The 22043-nt window shown below is 70.2% G+C and carries 19 protein-coding genes, 1 tRNA gene and 2 pseudogenes; 11 read left to right on the forward strand and 11 right to left on the reverse strand.

Annotated features, from left to right (window positions below; all coding sequences use genetic code 11):
- The first annotated feature begins 195 nt into the window (after positions 1 to 195).
- From B042_RS0108180 to B042_RS0108190, 4 genes and pseudogenes are all read left to right on the forward strand, one after another.
- Positions 196 to 2211 carry an NADPH-dependent 2,4-dienoyl-CoA reductase gene (locus tag B042_RS0108180; RefSeq protein WP_028647884.1) on the forward strand — a complete coding sequence of 672 codons (2016 nt, stop codon included), beginning with the start codon at positions 196 to 198 and terminating at the stop codon, positions 2209 to 2211.
- Positions 2212 to 2231: 20 nt separating this feature from the next.
- Positions 2232 to 2798 (forward strand): PadR family transcriptional regulator, encoded by a 567-nt coding sequence (locus B042_RS0108185; protein WP_028647885.1) that lies wholly within the window; start codon positions 2232 to 2234, stop codon positions 2796 to 2798.
- Between the two features lie 233 nt (positions 2799 to 3031).
- Positions 3032 to 3295, forward strand: a pseudogene (locus B042_RS27185) (alpha/beta hydrolase domain-containing protein); the annotation flags it as partial.
- Between the two features lie 153 nt (positions 3296 to 3448).
- A complete protein-coding gene (locus B042_RS0108190) occupies positions 3449 to 3718 on the forward strand; it encodes an alpha/beta hydrolase domain-containing protein (RefSeq protein ID WP_028647886.1) in 270 nt (89 codons plus the stop codon).
- Between the two features lie 184 nt (positions 3719 to 3902).
- On the opposite strand, the gene B042_RS0108195 is transcribed toward B042_RS0108190, so the two are convergent.
- From B042_RS0108195 to B042_RS0108210, 4 genes are all read right to left on the reverse strand, one after another.
- A tRNA-Ser gene (locus B042_RS0108195) sits at positions 3903 to 3987 on the reverse strand.
- A gap of 10 nt (positions 3988 to 3997) precedes the next feature.
- Entirely contained in the window at positions 3998 to 4480 is a 483-nt protein-coding gene (locus tag B042_RS0108200) for a nucleoside deaminase (protein WP_028647887.1), read from the reverse strand.
- Between the two features lie 4 nt (positions 4481 to 4484).
- A complete protein-coding gene (locus tag B042_RS0108205) occupies positions 4485 to 4970 on the reverse strand; it encodes a tRNA adenosine deaminase-associated protein (RefSeq protein WP_028647888.1) in 486 nt (161 codons plus the stop codon).
- Positions 4971 to 5013: 43 nt separating this feature from the next.
- Complete coding sequence (locus B042_RS0108210; RefSeq protein ID WP_036554294.1) at positions 5014 to 5514, reverse strand: tRNA adenosine deaminase-associated protein; 501 nt, start codon at positions 5512 to 5514, stop codon at positions 5014 to 5016.
- 299 nt (positions 5515 to 5813) lie between these two features.
- Here B042_RS0108210 and upp point away from each other — a divergent pair, with 299 nt between their 5' ends.
- The 5 genes from upp to B042_RS0108235 all read left to right on the forward strand — a co-directional run bounded on the left by upp (position 5814) and on the right by B042_RS0108235 (position 8619).
- Positions 5814 to 6467, forward strand: coding sequence for a uracil phosphoribosyltransferase (gene upp / locus B042_RS0108215; RefSeq protein ID WP_028647890.1), 654 nt, complete (start codon positions 5814 to 5816; stop codon positions 6465 to 6467).
- A 406-nt stretch (positions 6468 to 6873) separates the two neighbouring features.
- The gene (locus tag B042_RS0108220) at positions 6874 to 7110 is read left to right on the forward strand and encodes a hypothetical protein (RefSeq protein WP_028647891.1); all 237 of its coding nucleotides are present in this window, start codon (positions 6874 to 6876) and stop codon (positions 7108 to 7110) included.
- A 294-nt stretch (positions 7111 to 7404) separates the two neighbouring features.
- Complete coding sequence (locus B042_RS26030; protein WP_197024203.1) at positions 7405 to 7569, forward strand: hypothetical protein; 165 nt, start codon at positions 7405 to 7407, stop codon at positions 7567 to 7569.
- Positions 7570 to 7588: 19 nt separating this feature from the next.
- Positions 7589 to 8098, forward strand: a complete 510-nt coding sequence (locus tag B042_RS0108230) for a PH domain-containing protein (RefSeq protein ID WP_028647892.1) — start codon at positions 7589 to 7591, stop codon at positions 8096 to 8098.
- A 299-nt stretch (positions 8099 to 8397) separates the two neighbouring features.
- Positions 8398 to 8619 carry a hypothetical protein gene (locus B042_RS0108235; RefSeq protein ID WP_028647893.1) on the forward strand — a complete coding sequence of 74 codons (222 nt, stop codon included), beginning with the start codon at positions 8398 to 8400 and terminating at the stop codon, positions 8617 to 8619.
- 647 nt (positions 8620 to 9266) lie between these two features.
- On the opposite strand, the gene dnaB is transcribed toward B042_RS0108235, so the two are convergent.
- Entirely contained in the window at positions 9267 to 11687 is a 2421-nt protein-coding gene (gene dnaB / locus B042_RS0108245; protein WP_036554298.1) for a replicative DNA helicase, read from the reverse strand.
- Between the two features lie 349 nt (positions 11688 to 12036).
- Here dnaB and B042_RS0108250 point away from each other — a divergent pair, with 349 nt between their 5' ends.
- Both B042_RS0108250 and B042_RS26450 read left to right on the forward strand, forming a co-directional pair.
- On the forward strand, positions 12037 to 13386 hold the full coding sequence (locus tag B042_RS0108250; protein WP_028647895.1) for an MATE family efflux transporter: 1350 nt from the start codon (positions 12037 to 12039) through the stop codon (positions 13384 to 13386).
- 858 nt (positions 13387 to 14244) lie between these two features.
- A pseudogene (locus B042_RS26450) lies at positions 14245 to 14805 on the forward strand (DUF5753 domain-containing protein); the annotation flags it as partial.
- Positions 14806 to 15493: 688 nt separating this feature from the next.
- On the opposite strand, the gene B042_RS0108260 reads toward B042_RS26450, so the two are convergent.
- The 6 genes from B042_RS0108260 to B042_RS22385 form a co-directional block, all read right to left on the reverse strand.
- Positions 15494 to 16321 carry a peptidoglycan recognition family protein gene (locus tag B042_RS0108260; protein ID WP_028647896.1) on the reverse strand — a complete coding sequence of 276 codons (828 nt, stop codon included), beginning with the start codon at positions 16319 to 16321 and terminating at the stop codon, positions 15494 to 15496.
- A gap of 187 nt (positions 16322 to 16508) precedes the next feature.
- Positions 16509 to 16955: a 50S ribosomal protein L9 gene (gene rplI / locus B042_RS0108265; RefSeq protein ID WP_028647897.1), complete on the reverse strand. Its 447-nt coding sequence runs from the start codon at positions 16953 to 16955 to the stop codon at positions 16509 to 16511.
- A 29-nt stretch (positions 16956 to 16984) separates the two neighbouring features.
- Positions 16985 to 17221 carry a 30S ribosomal protein S18 gene (gene rpsR / locus B042_RS0108270; protein WP_013155832.1) on the reverse strand — a complete coding sequence of 79 codons (237 nt, stop codon included), beginning with the start codon at positions 17219 to 17221 and terminating at the stop codon, positions 16985 to 16987.
- Positions 17222 to 17331: 110 nt separating this feature from the next.
- Entirely contained in the window at positions 17332 to 17913 is a 582-nt protein-coding gene (locus B042_RS0108275; protein ID WP_028647898.1) for a single-stranded DNA-binding protein, read from the reverse strand.
- Positions 17914 to 18027: 114 nt separating this feature from the next.
- Entirely contained in the window at positions 18028 to 18318 is a 291-nt protein-coding gene (gene rpsF, locus B042_RS0108280) for a 30S ribosomal protein S6 (RefSeq protein ID WP_028647899.1), read from the reverse strand.
- Positions 18319 to 18548: 230 nt separating this feature from the next.
- On the reverse strand, positions 18549 to 21515 hold the full coding sequence (locus tag B042_RS22385; protein WP_036554300.1) for a transglycosylase domain-containing protein: 2967 nt from the start codon (positions 21513 to 21515) through the stop codon (positions 18549 to 18551).
- Positions 21516 to 22043 lie beyond the last annotated feature (528 nt).

Below are 22043 nucleotides of genomic sequence, written 5' to 3' on the forward strand. Positions count from 1 at the left end.
GTCCTCCTCGTCCCCGTCGTCGGGCTCCGGGGGAACGACGCGTGCGGTGTCCCGGGCGTGCTCGCCACGCACCGGCGACCGTAGCCCGGTCCAGGATCCGGGGGCTCCCCGAGAACCATTTTGCAACTCGTTGCATAATGTGATGCGGGCCGTCCGGACACCGGCCCGACGGAGCACCCGCGCGAGGAGAGGCACATGAGCGAGTACCCGCACCTGCTGGAACCACTGGACCTGGGCCACACCACCCTGCCCAACCGCGTGATCATGGGCTCGATGCACATCGGCCTCGAGGAGGCCCCCGACGGCTTCGAGCGGATGGCCGCCTTCTACGCCGAGCGCGCCCGCGGCGGGGTCGGCCTCATCATCACCGGCGGCATCGCCCCCGCCCCCGAGGGGGCCACCTCCAGCGGCAGGGCCGCCATGACCACCGAGGCCGACGCTGACCGGCACCGCGCGGTCACCGGTGCCGTCCACCGGGCGGGCGGCCGGATCGCCATGCAGATCCTGCACACCGGCCGCTACGCTTTCAACGAGAACGCTGTGGCCCCCAGCCCCATCCAGGCCCCCATCAGCCCCTTCGTTCCACACGAGCTCACCGACGACGAGATCGAGCGGACCATCGACGCCTACGCGCGCTCCGCCGAACTCGCCCAGCGGGCCGGCTACGACGGCGTCGAGATCATGGGCTCCGAGGGCTACCTCATCAACCAGTTCATCGCCCCCGCCACCAACAGGCGCCGGGACCGGTGGGGCGGTTCCTACGAGAACCGCGTCCGCTTCCCCCTGGAGGTCATGCGGCGGGTCCGCGCCCGTGTGGGAGACGACTTCATCGTCGTCTACCGACTGTCCATGCTCGACCTGGTCCCCGGCGGCTCCACCTTCGACGAGGTCGTACGGCTCGCCAAGGAGATCGAGGCGGCCGGGGCCAGCATCATCAACACCGGCATCGGCTGGCACGAGGCGCGCGTCCCCACCATCGCGACCTCCGTCCCCCGCGGTGCCTACAGTTGGGTCACCCGCAAGCTCATGGGCGAGGTGGGCGTGCCCCTCGTCGCCGTCAACCGCATCAACACCCCCGAGGTCGCCGAACGCATCCTCGCCGAGGGCCACGCGGACATGGTCTCCCTCGCCCGCCCCCTGCTCGCCGACCCCGACTTCGTCGCCAAGTCCGCCGCGGGCACCCCCGAGACGATCAACACCTGCATCGGCTGCAACCAGGCCTGCCTGGACCACACCTTCAGCGGCAGGGCCGCCTCCTGCCTGGTGAACCCCCGCGCCTGCCGTGAGACGGAACTCGTCCTCTCCCCCACCCGGACCCGCAAGAGCGTCGCCGTCGTCGGTGCGGGCCCCGCCGGACTCGCCTGCTCCGTGTCCGCCGCGCAACGGGGCCACACGGTCACCCTCTTCGACGCGGCCGAGGAGATCGGCGGCCAGTTCGACATGGCCCGCCGGATCCCCGGAAAGGAGGAGTTCGACGAGACTCTCCGCTACTACCGCGTCCAGCTCGCCGAACACGGTGTGGACGTGCGCCTGGGGGCCCGCGTCACCGCCGACGACCTCGACGGCTACGACGAGGTCGTCATCGCCACCGGCGTCACCCCCCGCACCCCGGAGATCCCCGGTATCGGCCATCCGAAGGCGATCGGCTACACCGACGTCCTGCGCGGCGGCGCCGAGGTGGGCGCCGCGGTGGCGATCATCGGCGCCGGCGGCATCGGCTTCGACGTCGCCGAGTTCCTGACCGACGACGGGGAGCGGGCCTCCCTCGACCCCGCGGAGTTCTTCCGCCAGTGGGGTGTGGACACCGAGCACACCACCCCGGGCGGGCTCACTGAGCCCGAGCGCCCAGCGCCCCGGCGCAAGGTGTACCTGATCCAGCGCAAGACCGGCAAGGTCGGCGCGGGCCTGGGCAAGACCACCGGCTGGATCCACCGCGTGGAACTGCGCCACCGCGGGGTGGAGATGATCGCGGGTGCCGACTACGAGCGCATCGACGACGACGGCCTCCACCTGACCGTGGACGGCGAGCCCCGCGTGCTCGACGTCGACACCGTCGTGGTGTGCGCGGGTCAGGAGCCGCGCCGCGGCCTCGCCGACGCGCTGACCGCGGGCGGCCGGAGGCCGCACCTGATCGGCGGTGCCGACGTGGCCGCCGAACTCGACGCCAAGCGCGCCATCGCCCAGGGCACGGAACTGGCCGCAGCCCTGTGAGGCGAACCTAGAATGCGCCCATGTCCCTGCCCCACGCGATTCTCACCGCCCTGTTGGAGAAGCCGTCCTCCGGGCTGGAGCTGACCCGCCGGTTCGACCGGTCCATCGGCTACTTCTGGTCCGCCACCCACCAGCAGATCTACCGCGAACTGGGGAAGCTGGAGAAGACGGGGCTGATCCGGGCGCTGCCCTCCGACGTGCCGAGCCGGGGCATGCGCAAGGAGTACGAGGTGCTACCGCAGGGCCGATCCGAGCTGGAGCGCTGGGTGGACGAGGCCGAGGAGCCGCGGCCGACCCGCGACCCCCTGCCGCTGCGCCTGCGCGCGGCGGGGGTCGTCGGCCTCGGCGGTCTCATGGCGGAGATGCACCGGCACCGGGGCCTGCACGCGGCGCGGCTGGAGGAGTACCGCTCGATCGAACGGCGCGACACCGAGCGGCGGCGCGGCACCGACCGGGAGCGCGTCCAGCGCCTAGTGCTCAGGGCCGGTATCGACCTGGAGAGCTTCTGGGTCACCTGGCTGGACGAGGCGATCGGCGAACTGGAGGGGCTCCGAGGCGTGGCCCGCGGCACCGGGCTGGAGAGCTGACCCTTCCTCCCCCGGCCGACGGCCGGGCCACGGAGGGCCCGTGCGCCGACACGTTCCGTCCGGGGGGCACCGGTCGGCCCGGAGGCCATCGAGCGGAATATCAGGAAAACAACCAGTTCACCACCGAATGCCCCCTCCAGCCCGCTGTGCGCTCTGACACACCGCTCTACCTTCGCGGGGCCGACAGTGGCCGGTTCCCCACTCCTCCGCGAGCCCCCGAAGGAGACACCACCGTGTCCGCAACCTCCAGGAGACGGACGACGGCGGTCACCGCCCTTGGCGCTGGCCTCGTACTGACTGCCCCCTGGCCTCCGCCGCCCCGCCGCCGGCGTGGCCCCGATCCCCGTTCCCGACGTGGAGGGCCCCTCTCGGGCTCCGTCCCCGGTGGCCCCGCCGCGGAGGACGTTGAGGACACCCACCCCTTCTTCGCCACCGACGCCGACCTCGAACGGCACGACCACGTCGAAGAAGAGTTCATCATCTCCGGCACCGCCAACCAGTGCGCCGACGGCGTGCTCCTCTCCGAGCACCCCCACGAGAGGCGTGGGGGTGGTCCGCCGACCCGCGCTCCGGTGGGACTCCATCGGCACCGTCCCGCCCAAGGCCGGCCCGGTCGAGCAGACCACCGAAGGCGGTACCGCCCGTCCCGGGTGGAGACGCCCACCGCCCCCGACACCGGCGCGAACGCCGCTGCGGGCCCCTCGGTCTTCTTCCGTGTCCTCTTCGGCCCGTACGAGCCGTACCCGGACCCGGAGCGGGCCGAGCGCTACGGGTCGCACGGCTCCTACGTCTCCCAGGTGGTCACGTCCGAGCGGACCGACATCCGCGGGGGCTACATCTCCCTGGTGGACTCGCTGCACGACCGTATCGAGGCGATCCGCCCCGACGTCGCGGAGTGGCGGCGCAGACCGACCCCCTGATTGCGGGGACCACGGGGTGCGGGGAGGACCGCTCCCGGGACAGCCAGGAGCGGTTCTCCGTTTCAGAGGCGTGTCCCGGCCGTCCCGGACACGCGCGAGGGCCGGTGGGTTCCGCTCTCCGGAACCCACCGGCCCTCGCTACCTCTACGGCCCCGCGTCCACCTGGGTGAACACCGGCCTGCGGCGGTGGAGGAGGGATTCGAACCCTCGAAGGGTTGCCCCTTACCCGCTTTCGAGGCGGGCGCCATCGGCCACTAGGCGACTCCACCGCGAGCCACCCTACCGGATACGACGGTGTGCGAAAAACCGCTGGAGGAGACCGGCGCACCGCTCCGCGACCTCCGCACCGACCAGATCCGGCGGAACGACCTCCGGACGGTGGTTCAGACGCGGGTCACGCACCACGTCCCACAGCGACCCGGCCGCGCCTGCCTTCGGGTCCCGTGCCCCGTACACCACCCGGTCCACGCGCGCCAGTACGAGCGCGCCCGCGCACATCGTGCAGGGTTCGAGGGTCACGGCGAGCGTGCAGCCGCTCAGCCGCCACTCACCGCGTTCCCTGGCCGCCGCCCGCAGGGCGAGCACCTCAGCGTGCGCCGTCGGGTCTCCGGTCGCCTCGCGCCCGTTGCGGCCCCTGCCGATGACGGCACCCGCGGGATCGAGGACCACGGCACCCACCGGGACGTCCCCGGTCTCCAGAGCCAGCACGCCCTCGTCGACGGCCAGGCGCAGAGCGGCGTCCAGGGCTTCCCGGTCGGCCACCCGGTCACAGCCTCATGCCGTCGAGGAGGTCACCGAAACCCGCCCGCTCCGCCACGGCCGCCAGCGCGTCACCGGGCAGGACCCCGCCCCCGGTCGACAGGGAGCGCAGTTCGTCCCCGGTCATACCGAGGTCCGTGAGCAGGTCGGCGTCCCCTTCCGGGGCCGGTTCCGGCCGGGCTCCAGCGCTCTCGGGCTGCTCGGGCACGGAGAGGCCGCTCGCTTCGGAGAGCACCCTGGCCAACGGGTGGTCGTCGGCCACGCGCACGTCGGAAAGGTAGATCCGCGGCTCACCGCTCTCCTCGGTCCGCACGATCGCGAACCACTCGTCGTCGGCCTCGACGAAGAGCAGGCAGAGATCGCTTCCCTGCTCGGCCGCGAAGTCGATCATGACGTCGGCGACGTCGTCGACCGCTTCCACGTCCCCGAGCTCGGCCTCGGTTCCCCGCCACGCCTTCCCGTCGGGGGCGAAGACGGCTGCGAAGGTCGACACCACGTGCTCTCCTGTTCTCCAGGGGTGGTTCTCGAGCGTCTCCCTACCCCATGCCGTCCAAGACACGCTGGAACGACTGGGCGAATCCCAGCCGCTCGGACACGCTGGCCAGCACTTCGTCGGGATAGAGGTCGAGGTCCCCCGCGAGGGCACCCAGCTCCATCTCGTCCAAGCCGAGATCGGCGACGATGGACAGGTCTCCGGCGGGCAGCACCTGGTCGAGGTCGTCGTCGTCGGGAACGTCGATGTCGAGGTGGTCGAGGACGTCGCGGGCCACCTGCCAGTCCACGGACGCGGTCACGTCCGAGAGGAAGAGGGAGACCTCCTCGCCGTACACCCGGACGATGATGAAGAAGTCGTCCCCGACCGCCACCAGCCCGAGGGAGCCGCTGATGCTCGGCTGCTGCCGGAGGGCGTGGATGAGGCCCTTGATGTCATGGGTCAGTGCCACCGGGAGCAGGTCGACGTCCCAGTACTCCTCTTCCCGGTAGGCGACGGCCGCGAAGTCGCCCGAGTCGTCGTCACCATGATCAATCACTGTCATCGTCACTCCAACCCGGCGGTGCAGTAGGTCCGGACGAGGCAGTGCCGATCGCCCGTGCGTCAGCCATGGTAACGACCACCGCCCTTCGGGCACCGCCCTTGTCGCGCATCACTGTGCCCCACGCTCTCACGAGTCGTCGAGCCCGCGCCCCTCCTCGGGCACACTGTGCCCCTCGTGTCCAGTTTCCGGCGGAGCGGTGCGGCCACGGATCCGGTTCGGACAGGAGGCGCGGTTACACTCGGGCTGGCCGAAACCTCCCCCGGCCATGACCCGTCGTCCCAGCTCAATCGGAGTACGCCTTGGAAACCCTGGTCGTCGACCACCCCTTGGTCGCGCACAAGCTGACCGCCCTGCGCGACGTGCGGACCGATTCCCCGACCTTCCGGCGCCTGACCGACGAGTTGGTGACCCTCCTCGCCTATGAGGCGACACGGGACGTACGGGTGACGGACGTCACCATCGAAACGCCGCTCATGGAGACGGGAGGGACACAGTTGTCCCGTCCAACCCCCCTCGTGATCCCGATCCTGCGCGCGGGTCTGGGGATGCTCGACGGGATGACCCGCCTGCTGCCGACCGCGGAGGTGGGCTTCCTTGGCATGGCCCGCGACGAGGAGACGCTCCGGCCCGCCACCTACGCCGACCGCCTGCCGAGGGACCTGTCGGGCCGCCAGTGCTACGTACTCGACCCGATGCTCGCGACCGGGGGCACTCTGGCCGCGGCGCTCACGCTCCTCGTGGAGCGGGGCGCCGACCGTATCACGGCGATCTGCCTGCTCGCCGCCCCCGAGGGACTGGCGGCGGTGGAGCACACCCTGGCGGAGAGCCTGGATCCGGACCACGGGGCGAACCTGAACGTGGTGACGGCCGCCGTGGACGAGCGCCTGAACGACAGGGGCTTCATCCTGCCCGGTTTGGGCGACGCGGGCGACCGCCTGTACGGCACGGTCTGACTCGTCGCACCCGCCTCACTGGCACCAGCGCCCACCGGAACGCCCGGTTGGGCGCTTTTTGGGTTCTTTTCGGCCATGCATGAATGAAAGCCCGAAAATCGGGCATCCACTCTCCTAGGCGCCAGCGTCGTCCCTGCTGGCAGCGAGTCCGGCGGCTCGGCGCGGCGCTGCATTAGCCGAATTCATTTCGAGATGGGAACGTAACAGACGAGAGTGATCATGGTTACTGACCACCCGTAACCGGGGCGACCCATCACACCGAAAACCGCCACAGCGGGGCCGGGCGTCCACGACGCGTCCGACTCCACCGCATTCCGACAGGGTCTTCCGACAACTCTCCGACGACTACTCAAAGCCCCGGGTTGAGTACCCTGTGCAGCGATCCCAACGGCCTTCGAGGAGCGAGATGCCGACGACTCCCGCATCCACCCGCCACGCCCACGACCCGCACTTCACCCCGGTCATCAGCCGACTGGAAGGTGAGTTCTCGGGCGTCCACCACACCTCCACCGTCACCCGCTGCGTGAACGCCGCCAGACACGGTGCCGAAGACGTCACGGGGAGGGCCACGCCCGACCTGGTGGAGCGGATCGCCCGCCAGCACCTCCAGGTCCTGGCCATGGCCTACTCCGAACGGCGCTGACGCCCTCTCCCGAACGGCCTCCGACCGAAGCCGCCGGTCCGTACCCGGGCGGGAGGGGTCCCCGTTCCTCCGACCCGCCCTGTTTCGCCTCCGCTTCCCAGCGGGGGCGAAACGCATTCCGGGCCACCTTCTCCAGCAATACTTACACCACCGAAACCGGACAGAGGCCACAACTGTCCGAGGTCCGGCATAACCGCCACGCCGAGGAGGCCCCCCAGGCTTTACGGGCATGGTCGTCGGTGGGACAATCACTCCTGGGTTGGTGGGTCAGGCGGATTCCCAAAGGAGCCAGTCGTGGCGAAGTTGAAAAAATGGGGCGGCTACGCGCTCATCGGTTTCGTGGCTTTTTATCTGCTCACGCAACCCGAAAGCGCAGCCGGAGTGATCCAGGGCGCCCTGGGCGGCCTGATGGGCGGTGCCGAATCACTGTCCCGCTTCGTCAACGCGCTCCTGCCGTAACGGAGGTGGGTCCGTGGCCATGCGGCTCGTAGCGTCGAGCAACAACGCCCCAGCGTCGGTCAACCGCTATCTCCTGCCCCATGAGCAGGACGTGGTGACCATTCGCAAGCACCCGGCGGTGCTACTCGGCCCCGCCGCGTCCGTCCTCGGCGCGCTCGTCGCCGCGGGCATCCTCAGCAACACCGAGATCGGCCAGACCGGTGCCACCCTGGCGATCGTCTGGTGGCTGTGGCTGCTGGTGCTGGTGTGGTTTGTCTGGCGCATCGCCGACTGGTCCGTGGACTACTTCGTCATCACGTCGGCCCGTCTGCTGCTGACCCAGGGACTGATCACCCGCCAGGTGAACATGATGCCGTTGGGCAAGGTCACCGACATGCGGTTCGAGCGGACTCTGATGGGACGCTTCCTGGGGTACGGCACGTTCGTGATGGAATCCGCCGGCCAGGACCAGGCGCTGAGCAAGATCAACTTCATTCCCTATCCGGAACAGCTCTACCTGGAGGTCGTGGGGCTCATCTTCAAGGAGTAGCCCACCCCTCGGAACCCGGCAGGGATCTGTGTGCCAGCGGCACCCGCGAGGATCGCGGGTGCCGCTCGTGCGTTCGCCCACCACCCCAACCCCCTTTGTTCACCTTATGTTCATTTTCACTCGCCCCGACGCCCCCACCCTCCACCGGAGACACCCGAGACGCGCGCACGAAACCCCTCCGAACTGGGGGAAGTCAAGGCGACCGCCCGGAGGGCTCACTCCACAAGCGGACAAAGCTTGACTTTTTGGTGAATGAACGGTTAACTGTGATCATCTAATACGGAAACGAGGAGGGTCTCATGGCACGCAAGACAGAACGTGCACGTCGCCCGGCTCGCTCCGCCGCAGACCGCACGCGCGCTTCGGCCCGGACCCGCCGACTCGCCAAGACTGCGCGCAAGCCCCTCCGGGCTCCGCAGCCGCGCGAGGCCGTGGACAACACGCGGTCCGAGCACCCGATCACGCACTGGGTGCTCGTCGACAAGGGCGGACGCACCCGCCCCGAGGCACGCTGGCTCTGACCCGCGTCCCGGGGACACCCCCACCGCAGCGGGACCCGTGTCCCGCGACGGACCAGACACCAGGACCGCTCCCCCACCGAGGGGAGCGGTCCTCCTCTATGCCAGCCCCTCCGTCCCCAAGAATCGGCTCATCCCTTACCGGAGAATCAGCCGCCCCTCATCAGACCGCCCCCTCATCCACGCAACGTGATGCGTGTCTCACGCTGCGCGCGATCCGAAAATACGTGGTCCGGGCCGAGGCCGAAGCGTACCGTCCCACGATGAGACCGCTCTCCCTCGAGCACCGCGACAGGACGCCCCGCGTTCACGAGGACACGCGCCCCACCCGGCGGCGCGCCTCCGCCGGGTGTCCATCCGCGGCCGCGAAGGAAGGTCTCATCACCACACCCCGGACCCGAGCACTCCGCGCACGCGGTCCGGAACCCCCGGCCTGGTGGAGGAGCGGGAGGAGGCACTGTCGCACCGCACCGGAGCGCTGCTGACCGCCACACAGGGCCGCAGGGCGAGATCGCGTTTCACGGGGCGGCACCTGGAACCGCGGGAGGACGCGGTGGCCGGTGACGCTATGTCGACTTGACGCTATGTCGATAAATCGGCCAGCACTTAAAGCCAATAAAGGGTGGTCCGATACCCGTGGGAAAGACGGATCAGCCCGGGGCCATGTCGACGAACCGGCTGTAGTGGCCCTGGAAGGCCACGATCACGTCGGAGGTGGGGCCGTTGCGGTTCTTGGCCAGGATGATGTCCGCCTCCCCGGCCCGCGGGGACTCCTGATCGTAGGCGTCCTCGCGGTACAGGAGGATCACCATGTCCGCATCCTGCTCAATCGACCCGGATTCCCTCAGATCGGACACCTGGGGCCGCTTGTCCGTCCGCTGCTCGGGACCGCGGTTGAGCTGGGAGAGCGCGATCACCGGGACCTCAAGCTCCTTGGCCAGGAGCTTGAGGGACCGGGACATCTCGGAGACCTCTTGCTGGCGGCTCTCCACCCTCCCGGGGGAGCTCATCAGCTGGAGGTAGTCGACGACGACCAGCTTGAGGTCGTGCTGCTGTTTGAGCCTGCGGCACTTGGCCCTGATCTCCATCATCGACATGTTCGGGGAGTCGTCGATGAACAGCGGGGCACTGGCCACCTCACCCATGCGCCTGGCCAGACGGGTCCAGTCCTCGTCGGTCATCTGGCCCGAGCGCATGGTGTGCAGCGCCACGCGCGCCTCGGCGGCGAGCAGGCGCATGACGATCTCGTTGCGCCCCATCTCCAGACTGAAGAAGACCGAGGTCATCTCGTGCTTGATCGACGCCGAACGCGCGAAGTCCAGGGCCAGCGTGGAGTTGTGGGTGGGGACCATGGACCCGGTCACCAGGAAGAGGTGGTCCGGGTGGTCCACCTGGATACAGCGGACCGGGACGCTGTCCACCCGGCGCACGTCGGTGATGAACCTGGAGTCGATTTTCCGGTAGCGACGGCCCTCCGACCGCTCTCGGTGCGCCGCACGCTTGCGTTCGACGCCGAAGACCTCGCTTGGCGAACCGAACGTGATCGTGTGGCAGACGGACGAACGCGCGTCGTCTCCGGGGACGCGCTCGGCGAACATCGCCGTCCGGTAGCCAAGGCCGTGCGCGAGTTCGCGGAACCCCTGTGCCAGCCGTTCGCTGGTGACCGCGAACCGGACCGAACCGTCGGCGTCGACACTGCCGTCACTGTCGAGGAGGCCAGCAAGGAGCGCTCGGCGCTGCCGCTCCGAAGCACGCAGGTAGAGGTCGGGGATGTGCCTGTCCCCGAGGACACCGACCGATCGGAGCAGGGCGGCCACACCGCCGTGGCCGGCGGAGCGGGCGTCCTCCGAGGGGAGGAACACTCCGTAGGTGGGTCGGCCGGACCCCACCGGCTTGGTGACCAGGCCCTCGGCCTCGATGTTGACGAGGACCTCGGGGTCGGCGGTGGTGACGCGTGCCGCGTCCGACGTGCCCTCCCCCAACCACACGCCCAGGAAGTAGGGCGGAAGCGGAAGGTTCCGGTCCGGAAGCTCCAGTGCCCGGGCGTTGGCCACCGAGTGGTTCAGCCCACCGGCCGCCTCCAGGCGCAGCGTCCGCGCGATTTCCTCGGTCGTGCGCACGGCGGGGAACAGACGCGGTCGCGCCGCGCCCCGGCTCCGCGCCTCCCGGGCGGCCCGTCGCGAGGCGTGCGTATCTGTCAACCACTGGTGCTGGGCGTCAGCGACGACCTTCGTGCCGTCGTCGAAGGTGATCTCGTAGCACGGCCGGTCGACCATCACGCCGCTGTCGGCGACCACACGGGTGGGGGTGCCGTCGGCGGCCAGCACCTCGTCGCCGACCTCGATCCCGCCCATCGTGGTCCATCCCTGAGGGGTCGGCACCAAAGTGTCCAGCGCCAATGCCTTACCCATCGCGGGCCTGGCGGCGATGACGATGAGCTGTCCGGGGTGGAGGCCGTTGGTGAGGGCGTCGAAGTCGGCGAACCCGGTGGGCACCCCGGTGAGCGTGCCGTCCTGGGAGCTGATCGCCTCGATCTCGTCGAGGGCGCCGGGCATGATGTCGCCGAGGACGACGTAGTCCTCGCCCGTGCGCTTCTCCGCGACCTTGAAGACCTCGGCCTGGGCGTGGTCGACGAGGTCGTCCACCTCGCCGTCGCCCGCGTACCCGATCTGGGCGATCCGCGTTCCCACCTCGACCAGGCGGCGCAGGATGGCGCGGTCGGAGACGATCTTGGCGTAGTAGCCGGCGTTGGCGGCGGTGGGGATGGCCTCGGTCAGCGTGTGCAGGTAGGTGGCACCGCCGGACCGGGCACCCTCGCCGCGCTTGGTGAGTTCGGCGTTGACGGAGACCGCGTCGACGGGCTCGCCGCGCGAGAAGAGGTCGACGACGCAGTCGTAGATGATCTGGTGCGCCGGGCGGTAGAAGTCAGCGGACCGGATGATCTCCACGACCTGGGAGATGGCGTCCTTGGAGAGGAGCATGCCGCCGAGAACGCTCTGCTCCGCCTGGATGTCGTGCGGAGGCGTGCGATCGTATCCGCCGACGTCGGGCGGTGGCTCGGCAACACTCACGAACTCACTCTCCCTGGGGCCGCTTCCGGGTCGGCTCCGGGTGCGGACCGACCCCTCCAGGATGCCCCATGCCGGGCGCTGCGGACGCCCTGCCACGGGTTGTGGACCCGCCCATAACACTCGCCCGGGGTGCTGTGCAGGGCAATGCCGCACACGTTGTGCACATCACCTGTGGATAACTTGGGACACCCCTGTGGATATAGCCTCCGATCTGCGGAAACCCACCCCGGAAAGACATCGGTAAAGATCTCTGGTGCGCAACCTTTCCACAAGTTATCCACAGGATCACACCGATGGGCGATCCTTCCTCAGCGGGCTTCCGGGTCCTACCCGGTAGCGTGGCGCTGTCATGCCGAAACTCCTCTCGGCGGCGCCCTTTCGGCACCGTCACGATCGCGAGATCTTCGCTCTGGCGGTCCCCACGTTCTTCGCCCTCGTGGCCGAGCCGCTCTTCCTCCTCACCGACACGGCGATCGTCGGCACCCTCGGTGTCCGCGAACTCGGGGCCCTGGGCGTGGCCGGGCAGGTGCTGCTGACCCTCGCGGCCGTGTGTATCTTCCTCGCCTACGGCACCACGGCGGCGGTCGCCCGCCGGTTCGGGGCGGGGGACGTCTCCGGCGGGATCCGGGACGGCGTCGACGGACTGTGGCTGGCGGTCCTGCTCGGCGTCGCCGCGATCGCGGTCGGCTGGCCGCTGGGGCCACTGCTGGTCGACCTCCTGGGGGCGTCGGAGCGGATCCGACCGTTCGCGCTCTCCTATCTGCGGATCAGCCTGCTGAGCACACCGTTCCTGCTGATCGTGATGGCCGGGACCGGGGTGCTGCGCGGGCTCCAGGACGCACGCACCCCGCTGGTGGTGGCGGTCGCCTCCTACACGGCCAACGCGGCGCTGTGCGCGGTGTTCGTTTTCGTCCTCGACTGGGGAATCGCGGGCTCGGCGTGGGCGACGGTGCTCGCGCAGGCGGCCGGGGCCTTCTGGTACGTGGCGGCGATCGGCCGCGCGGCCCGGAGGGAGGGGGTGTCCCTCGCGCCGACCCGGCGGGGGATCGGGGCCTCGGCCTCGGCGGGGTTCGCCCTGTTCCTGCGCAGCGTGTCGATGCGCGTGGTCGCGCTGGTGACCACGGCGGTGGCCGCCCGCCTGGGCGACGCGTCGATCGCCGCCCACCAGGTCACCTACAACGTCTGGGCGCTGCTGGTGTTCGCCATGGACGCGATCGCGATCGCCGGGCAGTCGATCGTCGGCCGGTACCTGGGAGCGGGCGACGTCCGGGGGACGCGTGACGCCACCCGGCGCATGGTGGAGTGGGGCGTCCTGCTGGGCGTGGTGTTTTCGGCCCTGGTGTTCGTCCTGCTGCCCTGGATCCCAGTGCCGTTCACCTCCGATCCGCAGGTACGCGCGCTCATCACGGCGACCTTGGTGGTCGCCGCGCTGCTGCAACCGCTCAGCGGGGTGACGATGGTGCTGGACGGTGTGCTCATGGGTGCCGGGGACCAGCGGTACCTGGCGTGGGCGTCTCTGTGGACGATGCTGGTCTTCCTGCCCTTCGCCCTAGTGCCGCCCGCCGTCACGGACACACCGATGCGGGGGCTGGTCGGGCTGTGGTGCGCTTTCGCGGTGTGGATCCTGGCCCGCGCCCTCACCCTCGGTGCGCGGGCGCGCGGCACCGCCTGGCTGGTGACGGGGGCCCGCCGCCCGTAGACGCCGGGGGCGGAGTCCTCAGCCGCGGTCGCCCCACACGGAGTCCTCGAACGGGCCGAGCAGGCACTGGCCCCGCGCCCGGGGACGGCCCCCACCCCAGTTCGCGGCGGATCACCCCGCCCTGACGCGCCGCGGCGCGCTCCTCCTCGGCGGTGAGCGGGCGGTCCTGGTCGTCTTCCTCGGTGCGCAGCCGCGCCCGTCTGCCTCTGGTCAGGGCGGTCCTCCCGGTGGGCGCGCACCCCTTGGGCGGGCGCCCTCGGGCGGTCGGGGTTCGAGCGGGGAGCGCCACACCGCCGGGTGCGGGCGCCCGTCCGGTGCCGTGGCGCACACCCGGGTGACCACGCCCCGGGTGGCGCCCATCCAGCGGACGCGCGCACCGTGTGACGCGCGCACCGTGTTCCGCCGCCCACGTGCGCAGGGCGGCCTTGGTGGGCAGGGTGCGGGTGTCGCAGAGGGTGCGCGGGCCTCGGCGACCCGCTCGAACGGGTCGCCGAGGCCGCTCCAGCCCACCGGGCGGACCGCGAAGTAGGTGTGTTTCCCCTGGGCATCGGCTTCGAAGGAGACGATCCAGCGACCCGTGATCAGTTCGTCCAAGGCGCGCGCACGTGCCTCGGTGCGCACACCGCCGCCCCCACCCGTGGGCGGTGTGCCCGTGCCCCGGGCACCGGCGGCGCCCTGCCCGGGGGCCGTGTGCCCACCGGGCGCCCACGGGTTCGGGGAGACTGCGCCCACGGGCACCGGGCGGTGCGCCCGGCGCCCGCCCGGTCTGCCAGGGCGGGCGCGGCGGTGCGCGGGCGTACAAGCGCACACGGCCGGACCGGAGGCACCGGTTCGGGGCGAGTGCCCCCCAGGGCCACGGTGGTCGTTTCCCGGCAGCACACTGGGCACCTCCTTCGTCAGGGTGCCGGATTCGAGGCCCGAGCACACCGGATCTCGGCGTTCCACCCGATCGTGGTGCACGGGCTGCTCCAAACCCCGGCCGACGCCGCCGCGTCTGCCCGTGCTTGCCTGGCACGCACGGAGGAGGGGATCGAGCGCATCGTCGTGGCCCGGATGGAGCGTCAAAAGCTCCTCACCCCATCCGGCGCTCCCGCATTCCGCTACGTCCTCGACGCGGCCGTCCTGCTCCGCTTGGCCGTGACACCAGAACTCGCACACGACCGGTTCCGCCACTCGGTGGACCTCGCCGAGGCTGTCGGCACCGTGACTTTGCAGGTCCTGCCGATCGGGGCGGGCCCACACGGCTGCATGCACGGGTCTACCGTGCTCCTTGACTACGAGGATGAAACGGACCCCGGCCCCGTCTGCCTGGAAACCCGTGGCCGCGGCACCTACGTGGGTTTCCCCGCGCAGATGGCCGACTACCGACTCGCGGTGGGTGACGCCGCTGCCGGCACCCTGTTCACGAGGGCCAGCATCGACCTGGTCAAGAGCATGCTCACCGACGAGAAGAGGGTCACCGTGGACTCCTCCCGCATATTCCACAAGTCCGGTTGCAGCGCTGGCGAGGCCGCGTGCGTGGAGCTGTCGGAGGGGACCGAAACGCTCCTTCGCGGCACCCAGCACGGGGAGGCCGGACACCTCGCTTTCCCTGGAGGAGAGTGGGGAGCGGTCCTCCAGACCCTTCGCCGGATGAGCTGGCTGAGTACACGGAAGCCCCTGTCCGGGGGCTTCCGTGCGCTCAGTCCCGAACGTGAGCCCACATCCCGAGGGCACTGCCAGGCAGTAGCCGGAACTCGGGCAACGCGTGGACGTGCCCGGTGTCCGAGAGGGGCAGAGGTTCCTGACCGCGCTCCGGAGCGATCAGGGGTCACACGGCATGCTCACCGACCAGGGAGACGACACCATGCGCCGCTCCATCCCCGAACCCGCTTTCCGCAAGAGCGGCTACAGCAACCCGTCAAACTGCGTCGAGGCCGCCGACCCTCCCGGTGGCACGCGGCTCTGTGCACCCCGGACACGGGCGCTTCCTCATACCCCGAGAGGAGTGGACCGTGCTCCCGCGCACCGTCCGGCGGGGCAGGGTGTGGCCCAGGGGCGCTCTGGGAAAACGGCAGCGCAAGGCCCCGGAGTAGCGGGTGCTCCGGGGACGCGGCGTCCTCGAACGTCAGGAGGGCACGTCGCCACTTCCCCAGGCCGGGCCGTGGTAGAACAGCGCCCTGCGCTCCTGCTCGGGAACGGGCGGATAGCCGGGCAGCTCCTCGGGTACCACGACACGGCGCTCGAAGTAGCTGAGCCTGATCAGCGCGCCGTCCAGCCGGTACCGCACCTTGCGGCGCAGCCGGGGCAGCATCGCGTACAGCTCGTCCCCCGGACAGGCCGTGGCGTTGTAGTCCCGGTGCCCGACGATCGCCTCCGAGGGATCCAGACCGTAGACCGAGCACAGCCAGGCACACGTGTCGGCCAGAGCATCGAACAGCACTTCCGGCGGCTCCTCGGACGTGTACAGGCCCTCGTTCTCGATCCCGATGGTGTGACTGTTGTGGTTCGCGGTGTGTGCCCCCAGCACGTGGCGGCCCTCCCGGATCGCCGCCAGCGAGCGGTCCCGCCCCTCCATGACGTGGCCGCCGCGGCTGATCGTGAGCTGCTGGCCGGTGTCGGACCAGCCGTTGGTGTCCATGTGGTGGCGCTGGATCGCACGCGACAGCGACGCCGCGTGCGACTTCGACGTGTCGGAGGTGTTCGAGGTGGCCGTGTGGTGCACGACGATGTGGGTCGGGGCCCGGTCCAGGACCTGGATGGCCACCTTGGGGGACCGTGCCCGCCAGTCCGACCTTGAGTACACCTTCGGCGCCCCCGCGGCGAACGCCGCGTCCATCGTGAGCGCGCCCACCGCTCCGCCGAGCAGTGCCCCCCCGGCCGCCAGTGCGGATCCGCGCAGCATCGTCCTGCGCCCCACTCGGGGCGGATGGTTCGGTCCTCTTCGCACGGACATCGTTGGTCGTCCTCTCTGTGCGGGGTACCGCTATATGCGATACCGACACAGAGAACACGATAAATTACATAGCGTAATCAACGATCAGGCGTCCTGCCCGGGCGTGTCATACAGACGCTACGGAAGACGGGCCCCGAACACACGAAGGCCCCGCCCAGGGAAGGACGGGGCCGGTGGACGCCGGGCCTCAGGCCCCGGTGATGTCCAGCTTGATCTGCGCGGAGACCTCGGGGTGCAGGCGGACCTGCACCTTGTAGGCACCGACAGACTTGATCGGGCTCTTGATCTCGATCCGGCGCTTGTCCAGCTCGGGACCGCCGGAGACCTTGACGGCATCGGCGATGTCCGCGGGCGTGACCGAACCGAACAGGCGGCCGCCCTCGCCCGCGCGCTGCTTCATGCGCACGGTGAGCGCGCCGATCTGACCGGCGACCTGGCGGGCCTCGTCCAGGCTGCGGATGTCACGCGACTTGCGGGCGCGCTGGATCAGGTCGATCTGCTTCTGGCCGCCGCGCGTCCACCTGATGGCGAACCCGCGGGGAAGCAGGTAGTTGCGGCCGTAGCCGTTCTTCACCTCGACGACATCGCCGGGGGCTCCGAGACCGTTGACCTCGTGGGTCAGGATCAGCTTCACGACAAAAACCTCCCTCGGACAAATCCCCGCTAGCGAGCGGTGCTGGTGTAGGGCAGCAGGGCGACCTCGCGCGCGTTCTTGATCGCGGTGGCGACGTCGCGCTGGTGCTGGGTGCAGTTACCCGTGACGCGGCGGGCGCGGATCTTGCCGCGCTCGGAGATGAACTTGCGGAGAAGCGTGGTGTCCTTGTAGTCGATGTAGGACTGCTTCTCCTGGCAGAAGAGGCAAACCTTCTTCTTGGGCTTGCGCGCTGCCGGCTTCGCCATCGTGGTGCTCCTTCGCAAGAGCCCCGGGATCTCCCCGGGGATGGTCTATGACACAGGAATGGTGGCCCGGCGCCGTGGCTGGCGCCGTGGCCGTGTACGGGTGCGGCCGCTTAGAACGGCGGCTCGTCGGAGAAGCCTCCGCCGCCGCCACCGAATCCGCCGCCGCTGTTGTTGGCCCACGGGTCGTCGGCCGGGGGACCGCTGCGCTGGCCGCCCTGCTGGCCGCCGAAGCCGCCGCCCTGGTTCCCGTAGCCGCCGCCCTGGGGCTGTCCGCCCCCCTGCGGACCGCCACCGAAACCGCCACCGCCGCCGAAGCCGCCGCCCTGGCGCTGCGTCTTGGCCACCTTGGCGGTGGCGTAGCGCAGGGCCGGACCGACCTCTTCGACGTCGACCTCGAACACGGTGCGCTTCTCGCCCTCGCGGGTCTCGAACGAGCGCTGCTTCAGTCGGCCCTGCACGACGACGCGCGCGCCGCGCTGAAGGCTCTCGGCCACGTTCTCCGCGTACTGGCGCCACACGGTGCAGGTGAGGAACATGGACTCGCCGTCCTTCCACTCACCTGCCTGCCGGTCGAAGGTACGGGGCGTGGAGGCCACACGGAAGTTGGCGACCGCGACCCCGCTCTGGGTGAAGTGCAGTTCAGGGTCGTCGACGAGGTTGCCGACGATCGTGATCTGGGTTTCGCCTGCCATGGATCGGCTCCGGTTCGAGATAGACGGTTCAGGCGCAGGTCGCCTGTTCCCCCGATCATCGGTGTCGGTACCGACACTCGACCGGTGGGAGGGGGCGGGGGTTCCGGCGGGCGCCTAGTGGGCCTCGGGCCGCAGGACCTTGGTGCGCAGGACCGACTCGGCGATGCCGAGCTGGCGGTCCAGCTCCTTGACCGTGGCGGGCTGCGCGGACAGGTCGATGACCGCGTAGATGCCCTCGGAGTTCTTGTTGATGTCGTAGGCCAGACGGCGCTTGCCCCAAATGTCGACCTTCTCGACGGAGCCGCCCTCGTTGCGGACGACACCGAGGAAGTTCTCCAGCGACGGGGCCACGGTGCGCTCGTCGAGGCTGGGGTCGAGGATGACCATGATTTCGTAACGACGCATAGGCGTACGTTCCTCCTCTGGACTGTTGCGGCCATGGAATCTCCATGGCAGGAGGGCAGGAGCCCGGGACGTCCCCCGCAGGGTGCCGGTCGGGCTCTGAGCCATACGGAAGCCAAGATTACCAGCAACCGCGCACCGTGCCGGCTGGTCTGTGGACGAGGAGCGGACGCCAGGGGGCCGGTACGCACCTCCCCGGTGCGTACCGGCCCCCTCAGGCTCACCCTGCCGGGTCAGTCCTCCCGCAGAAGCACCACGCTGGCGTTGTTCTGCGACCGTCCCGGCTGCCCTGTGCCGTCACTGGGACTCGTCGTGGGGTCCGTCGGATCCGTCGACGGGTCCGGGCACTGGGGCTGGAAGAGTCCGCCGCAGTCCTCGTCGGTCGGCTGCTCGGACGGGTCCTCGTTCTGGCACCACTCGACCCAGCCGTACTCGTCGCACACCTCCTGGCCGAACTCGCCCTCACAGTCGGGGTTGTTCCAGTCCTGGGGCATCTCGCACTCGGGGGTCTCCTCGTCGTCAGGGCAGTCCCGATCGTTGCCGTTGCCGTTGCCGTTGCCGTTGCCGTCCCCCGGCCGCTGGTCCCCCTCGCAGTCGTCCGCAGAGGGGCTCTCGCTCGGGCTCTCGCTCGGGCTCGGGCTGTAGAACTTCTGGTCCTCACCGGTGTAGGCGGGCGGCGGGAAGTCCAGGACCTCCTGGCCCTCCATGGCCCGGGCCATGAACTCCTTCCACACGAGCGCGGAGGTGGAGCCACCGAAGACCGAGGCGTTGCCCAGGGTGTCGAAGGCCAGCGGTTCACCGCTGCTGCGGCTGATTCCCACGGCCGTGGTCAACTGCGGGGTGTACCCCACGAACCAGGCCGAGACCGCGTTCGAGGAGGTACCGGTCTTGCCCGCCACCCTGCGGTCGGGCAGGGCGGCACTGCTTCCACCGCCGTTCTCCACCACCTGGGTGAGGGCGTAGGTGACGTCGGCCGCGATGTCGGGGCTGATGACCTCGGTGCCGGTCTCCAGTTCGTCCGCGTCGTCCGGCGGCACCACGTCGCCCTCGGCGTCGGTCAGTTCGACGATCATGTGCGCCGGCATGTGGACGCCCTGGTTGGCGAAGGTGGAATAGGCCGTGGCCTGGTCCAGCGAACTCACCAGGTGGGTGCCCAGCGCGATGAGCGGACCGCGGGCGGAGGTCTCGATCTGCTCCGGCCCCACCCCGAGCCGCACCGCCATGTCGTCGACGGCCACCTCGCCGACCCGTGTGGCCAGGTCCACGTAGGGGGTGTTGTAGGAGTTGGCGGTCGCCTCGATGAGGTTGACCTCGCCGTAGTCGCCGTTGCCCGCGTTGTTGACCGGGCTGGCCAGACCGGGGAACTCGCGCGCGTTGGAGCCGTCGATCGTGGTCCGCAGACCGATGCCCTGGGAGAGCGCCGTGGCCAGCACGTAGGGCTTGTACGACGAACCGGCCTGCGTGCGGTGGATCAGCGAGTGGTTGGTCTCCTCGGTGTAGTTGGCCCCGCCGTAGAAGGCGACGATCTCTCCGGTGCCGGGCCGGACCGCGGTCAGCCCCTGCATGAGGTCCTCCGGCGGCCCCTCGGGAAGGGCGGCGAAGGCCTCCGCCGCAGCGTCCATCAGGTCCGGGTTGAGCGAGGTCTGGATCCGGTAGCCCTGGGTGGCGATGTCCCCGGCGGTGATGTCGGAGCCGTTGTAGCGGTCGGCGATCTCGTCCATGATCGCCTGGTGGATGTAGGGGATGGACGGGTCGCTCTCCGCCTCCTCACCGATCTGGTAGGGGATGCGCTCGGGGATCTCCAGCGCATCGGCCTCGGCCTCGGGCAGCCCGCGCTCCCCGCCGGTCTCCTCATGCATCAGGGCCAACTGCTCCCGCATGTACGCCCACCGCTCGACCAGGTAGTTCTGGGTCCACTCGTCGTTCTCGGTGGGGTTCTCGAACGTGCTGGGCAACTGGATGATCATGCCTAGGAACGCGCCCTCCTCATCGTTGAGCTCGTCCACCGACTTGTCGAAGTAGCGCTGGGCGGCCATCTCGATGCCCGAGGCGCCCCGGCCGAAGTAGATCGTGTTGAGGTACCGGGTGAGGATCTCGTCGTGCTCCATCTGCTGGCCGAGCTTGATGGAGATGAAGATCTCCTGGACCTTGCGGATGTAGCGGTTCTCGTTGTTGAGGTCGCCGTAGTAGTTGCGGGCCATCTGCTGGGTGATGGTGGAACCGCCGCCGGACTGGCCGCCGGAGAGGACCGCCCGCCCGATACCCACGACGTTGATGCCCGGGTCCTCGTAGAAGGTGCGCTGCTCGGCAGCGAGCACCCCGTTGACCACCGACTGCGGGATCTCCTCCCGGGTGACCTCGATGCGCTGGACCTCACCGGTGGTCATCGCGACGTCCCCGCCCTCCCAGAGGATCTGGGAGGCGGAGGCCTGCTGTTCGGCCCGGTCGTCGAGTTCGTTCGGGTCCGGCGCCATCGCGTACAGGATCGCGAACGCGGCCACGCCGCCGATGATCATCAGGCCGCAGACGGCCAGGGCGGGCTTCCACGCCTTGGACAGGAACCGCTGCCACCAGGGCCGGTCGTCCCAGTCGTCCTCGCCGGGGTCGGGACCGTACCCGCCGCCACCACCGCCACCCGCACCGCGTCCGGGGCCGCGGCGGCCCTCGACGCGCGCGGCGTACTCCCGTCCGCGGGGGTCGCGGGGGTCGCGTCCCCTGGGGTCTCTGGGATCACGCGGACCCCGCCCGTACGGGTCACGGGGGTCTCTGGGATCGCGGGGATCACGCCCACGCGGGTCCCGGGGGTCACGGGGACCGTCGGCACGGCGGCGGCCGCCCGCAGCGGCGGCGCTCTCCGGGCGGCGGCGCTGCATGTCGTCGGGGCGACGGCGCGGGGCGTCCTCGGGGCGACGGCGCGGTCGGCCCCCGTCCTCCGGGGGGCGGCGGCGCTGGCCCGGGGGCGGGCCCTCGGCCCGCCTGCCGCCCTCGGGGCGCAGGGGGCCGCGGTCGTCCTGGGGCCGAGGCTGTCTGCGGAACTCCTCTGGGGGACCGCCGAAGAAACCGCCCTCGCTCTCCGGGCGCCGACGCTGACCCGAAGGGGGGCCGTCCGCTCTGCGTCGTCCACCGCCGCGGGGGCCGTCGCCCGGGCCCTGGGCCCTGCGACGGCCGCCGCCGGCATTCCGTCGTCGTTCGGTACTCACGTGGTCCTCGATTGCCTCTCACGGCCGGTCGGCCTGACGATTCCGTGGTGGAAACGGGGGTTGCTCCCCCTGGGGGATCGGTGATCCGCGACCCGTCCGCGGTGACCGGTGGGAGGACGGAGGGGACCGACCGGACCGATACACCTGTTCGTTGAAGGCTTGCAGACAAGACGCCCGAACCCGGACGCCGGTTCTCGCTGGGTCGCGAAGACGTTGGCCGCTACTTCCTCCTGATCGTTGGCCTGCGGGAGCGCGGCCCGACGCCCCTGCCCCACCGTGGCGCGGTCACCACCGTGGCAGGGCGGCCCTTCGGGGGTTCCACCGACCGCTCACGCAAATCACAGGTCACGGTAGAGCGCGGGAACCGTATAGCACAACCCACGAGTGAGGGTAACGCGTGTGACCGAACACATGGACACACCACATGTGGAACACACCGAAGGGGCACATCAGAGCTTTCCGTACACGAGCCGGGCACGCGTCCGGCTCCTCCGGCGGCACAGGGGAAGCCGGTATCGCCCCAGTTCG

Source organism: Nocardiopsis sp. CNT312 (assembly GCF_000515115.1).
GTDB lineage: Bacteria > Actinomycetota > Actinomycetes > Streptosporangiales > Streptosporangiaceae > Nocardiopsis.

Excerpts from the sequence above, each read along its gene's own strand:
- B042_RS0108180 (WP_028647884.1), top strand. The coding sequence starts at position 196 with ATGAGCGAGTACCCGCACCTGCTGGAACCACTGGACCTGGGCCACACC.
- B042_RS0108185 (WP_028647885.1), top strand. The coding sequence starts at position 2,232 with ATGTCCCTGCCCCACGCGATTCTCACCGCCCTGTTGGAGAAGCCGTCC.
- B042_RS0108210 (WP_036554294.1), bottom strand. The coding sequence starts at position 5,514 with ATGACAGTGATTGATCATGGTGACGACGACTCGGGCGACTTCGCGGCC.
- B042_RS0108220 (WP_028647891.1), top strand. The coding sequence starts at position 6,874 with ATGCCGACGACTCCCGCATCCACCCGCCACGCCCACGACCCGCACTTC.
- B042_RS0108230 (WP_028647892.1), top strand. The coding sequence starts at position 7,589 with ATGCGGCTCGTAGCGTCGAGCAACAACGCCCCAGCGTCGGTCAACCGC.
- B042_RS0108235 (WP_028647893.1), top strand. The coding sequence starts at position 8,398 with ATGGCACGCAAGACAGAACGTGCACGTCGCCCGGCTCGCTCCGCCGCA.
- B042_RS0108250 (WP_028647895.1), top strand. The coding sequence starts at position 12,037 with ATGCCGAAACTCCTCTCGGCGGCGCCCTTTCGGCACCGTCACGATCGC.
- B042_RS0108260 (WP_028647896.1), bottom strand. The coding sequence starts at position 16,321 with ATGTCCGTGCGAAGAGGACCGAACCATCCGCCCCGAGTGGGGCGCAGG.
- rpsR (WP_013155832.1), bottom strand. The coding sequence starts at position 17,221 with ATGGCGAAGCCGGCAGCGCGCAAGCCCAAGAAGAAGGTTTGCCTCTTC.
- B042_RS0108275 (WP_028647898.1), bottom strand. The coding sequence starts at position 17,913 with ATGGCAGGCGAAACCCAGATCACGATCGTCGGCAACCTCGTCGACGAC.
- rpsF (WP_028647899.1), bottom strand. The coding sequence starts at position 18,318 with ATGCGTCGTTACGAAATCATGGTCATCCTCGACCCCAGCCTCGACGAG.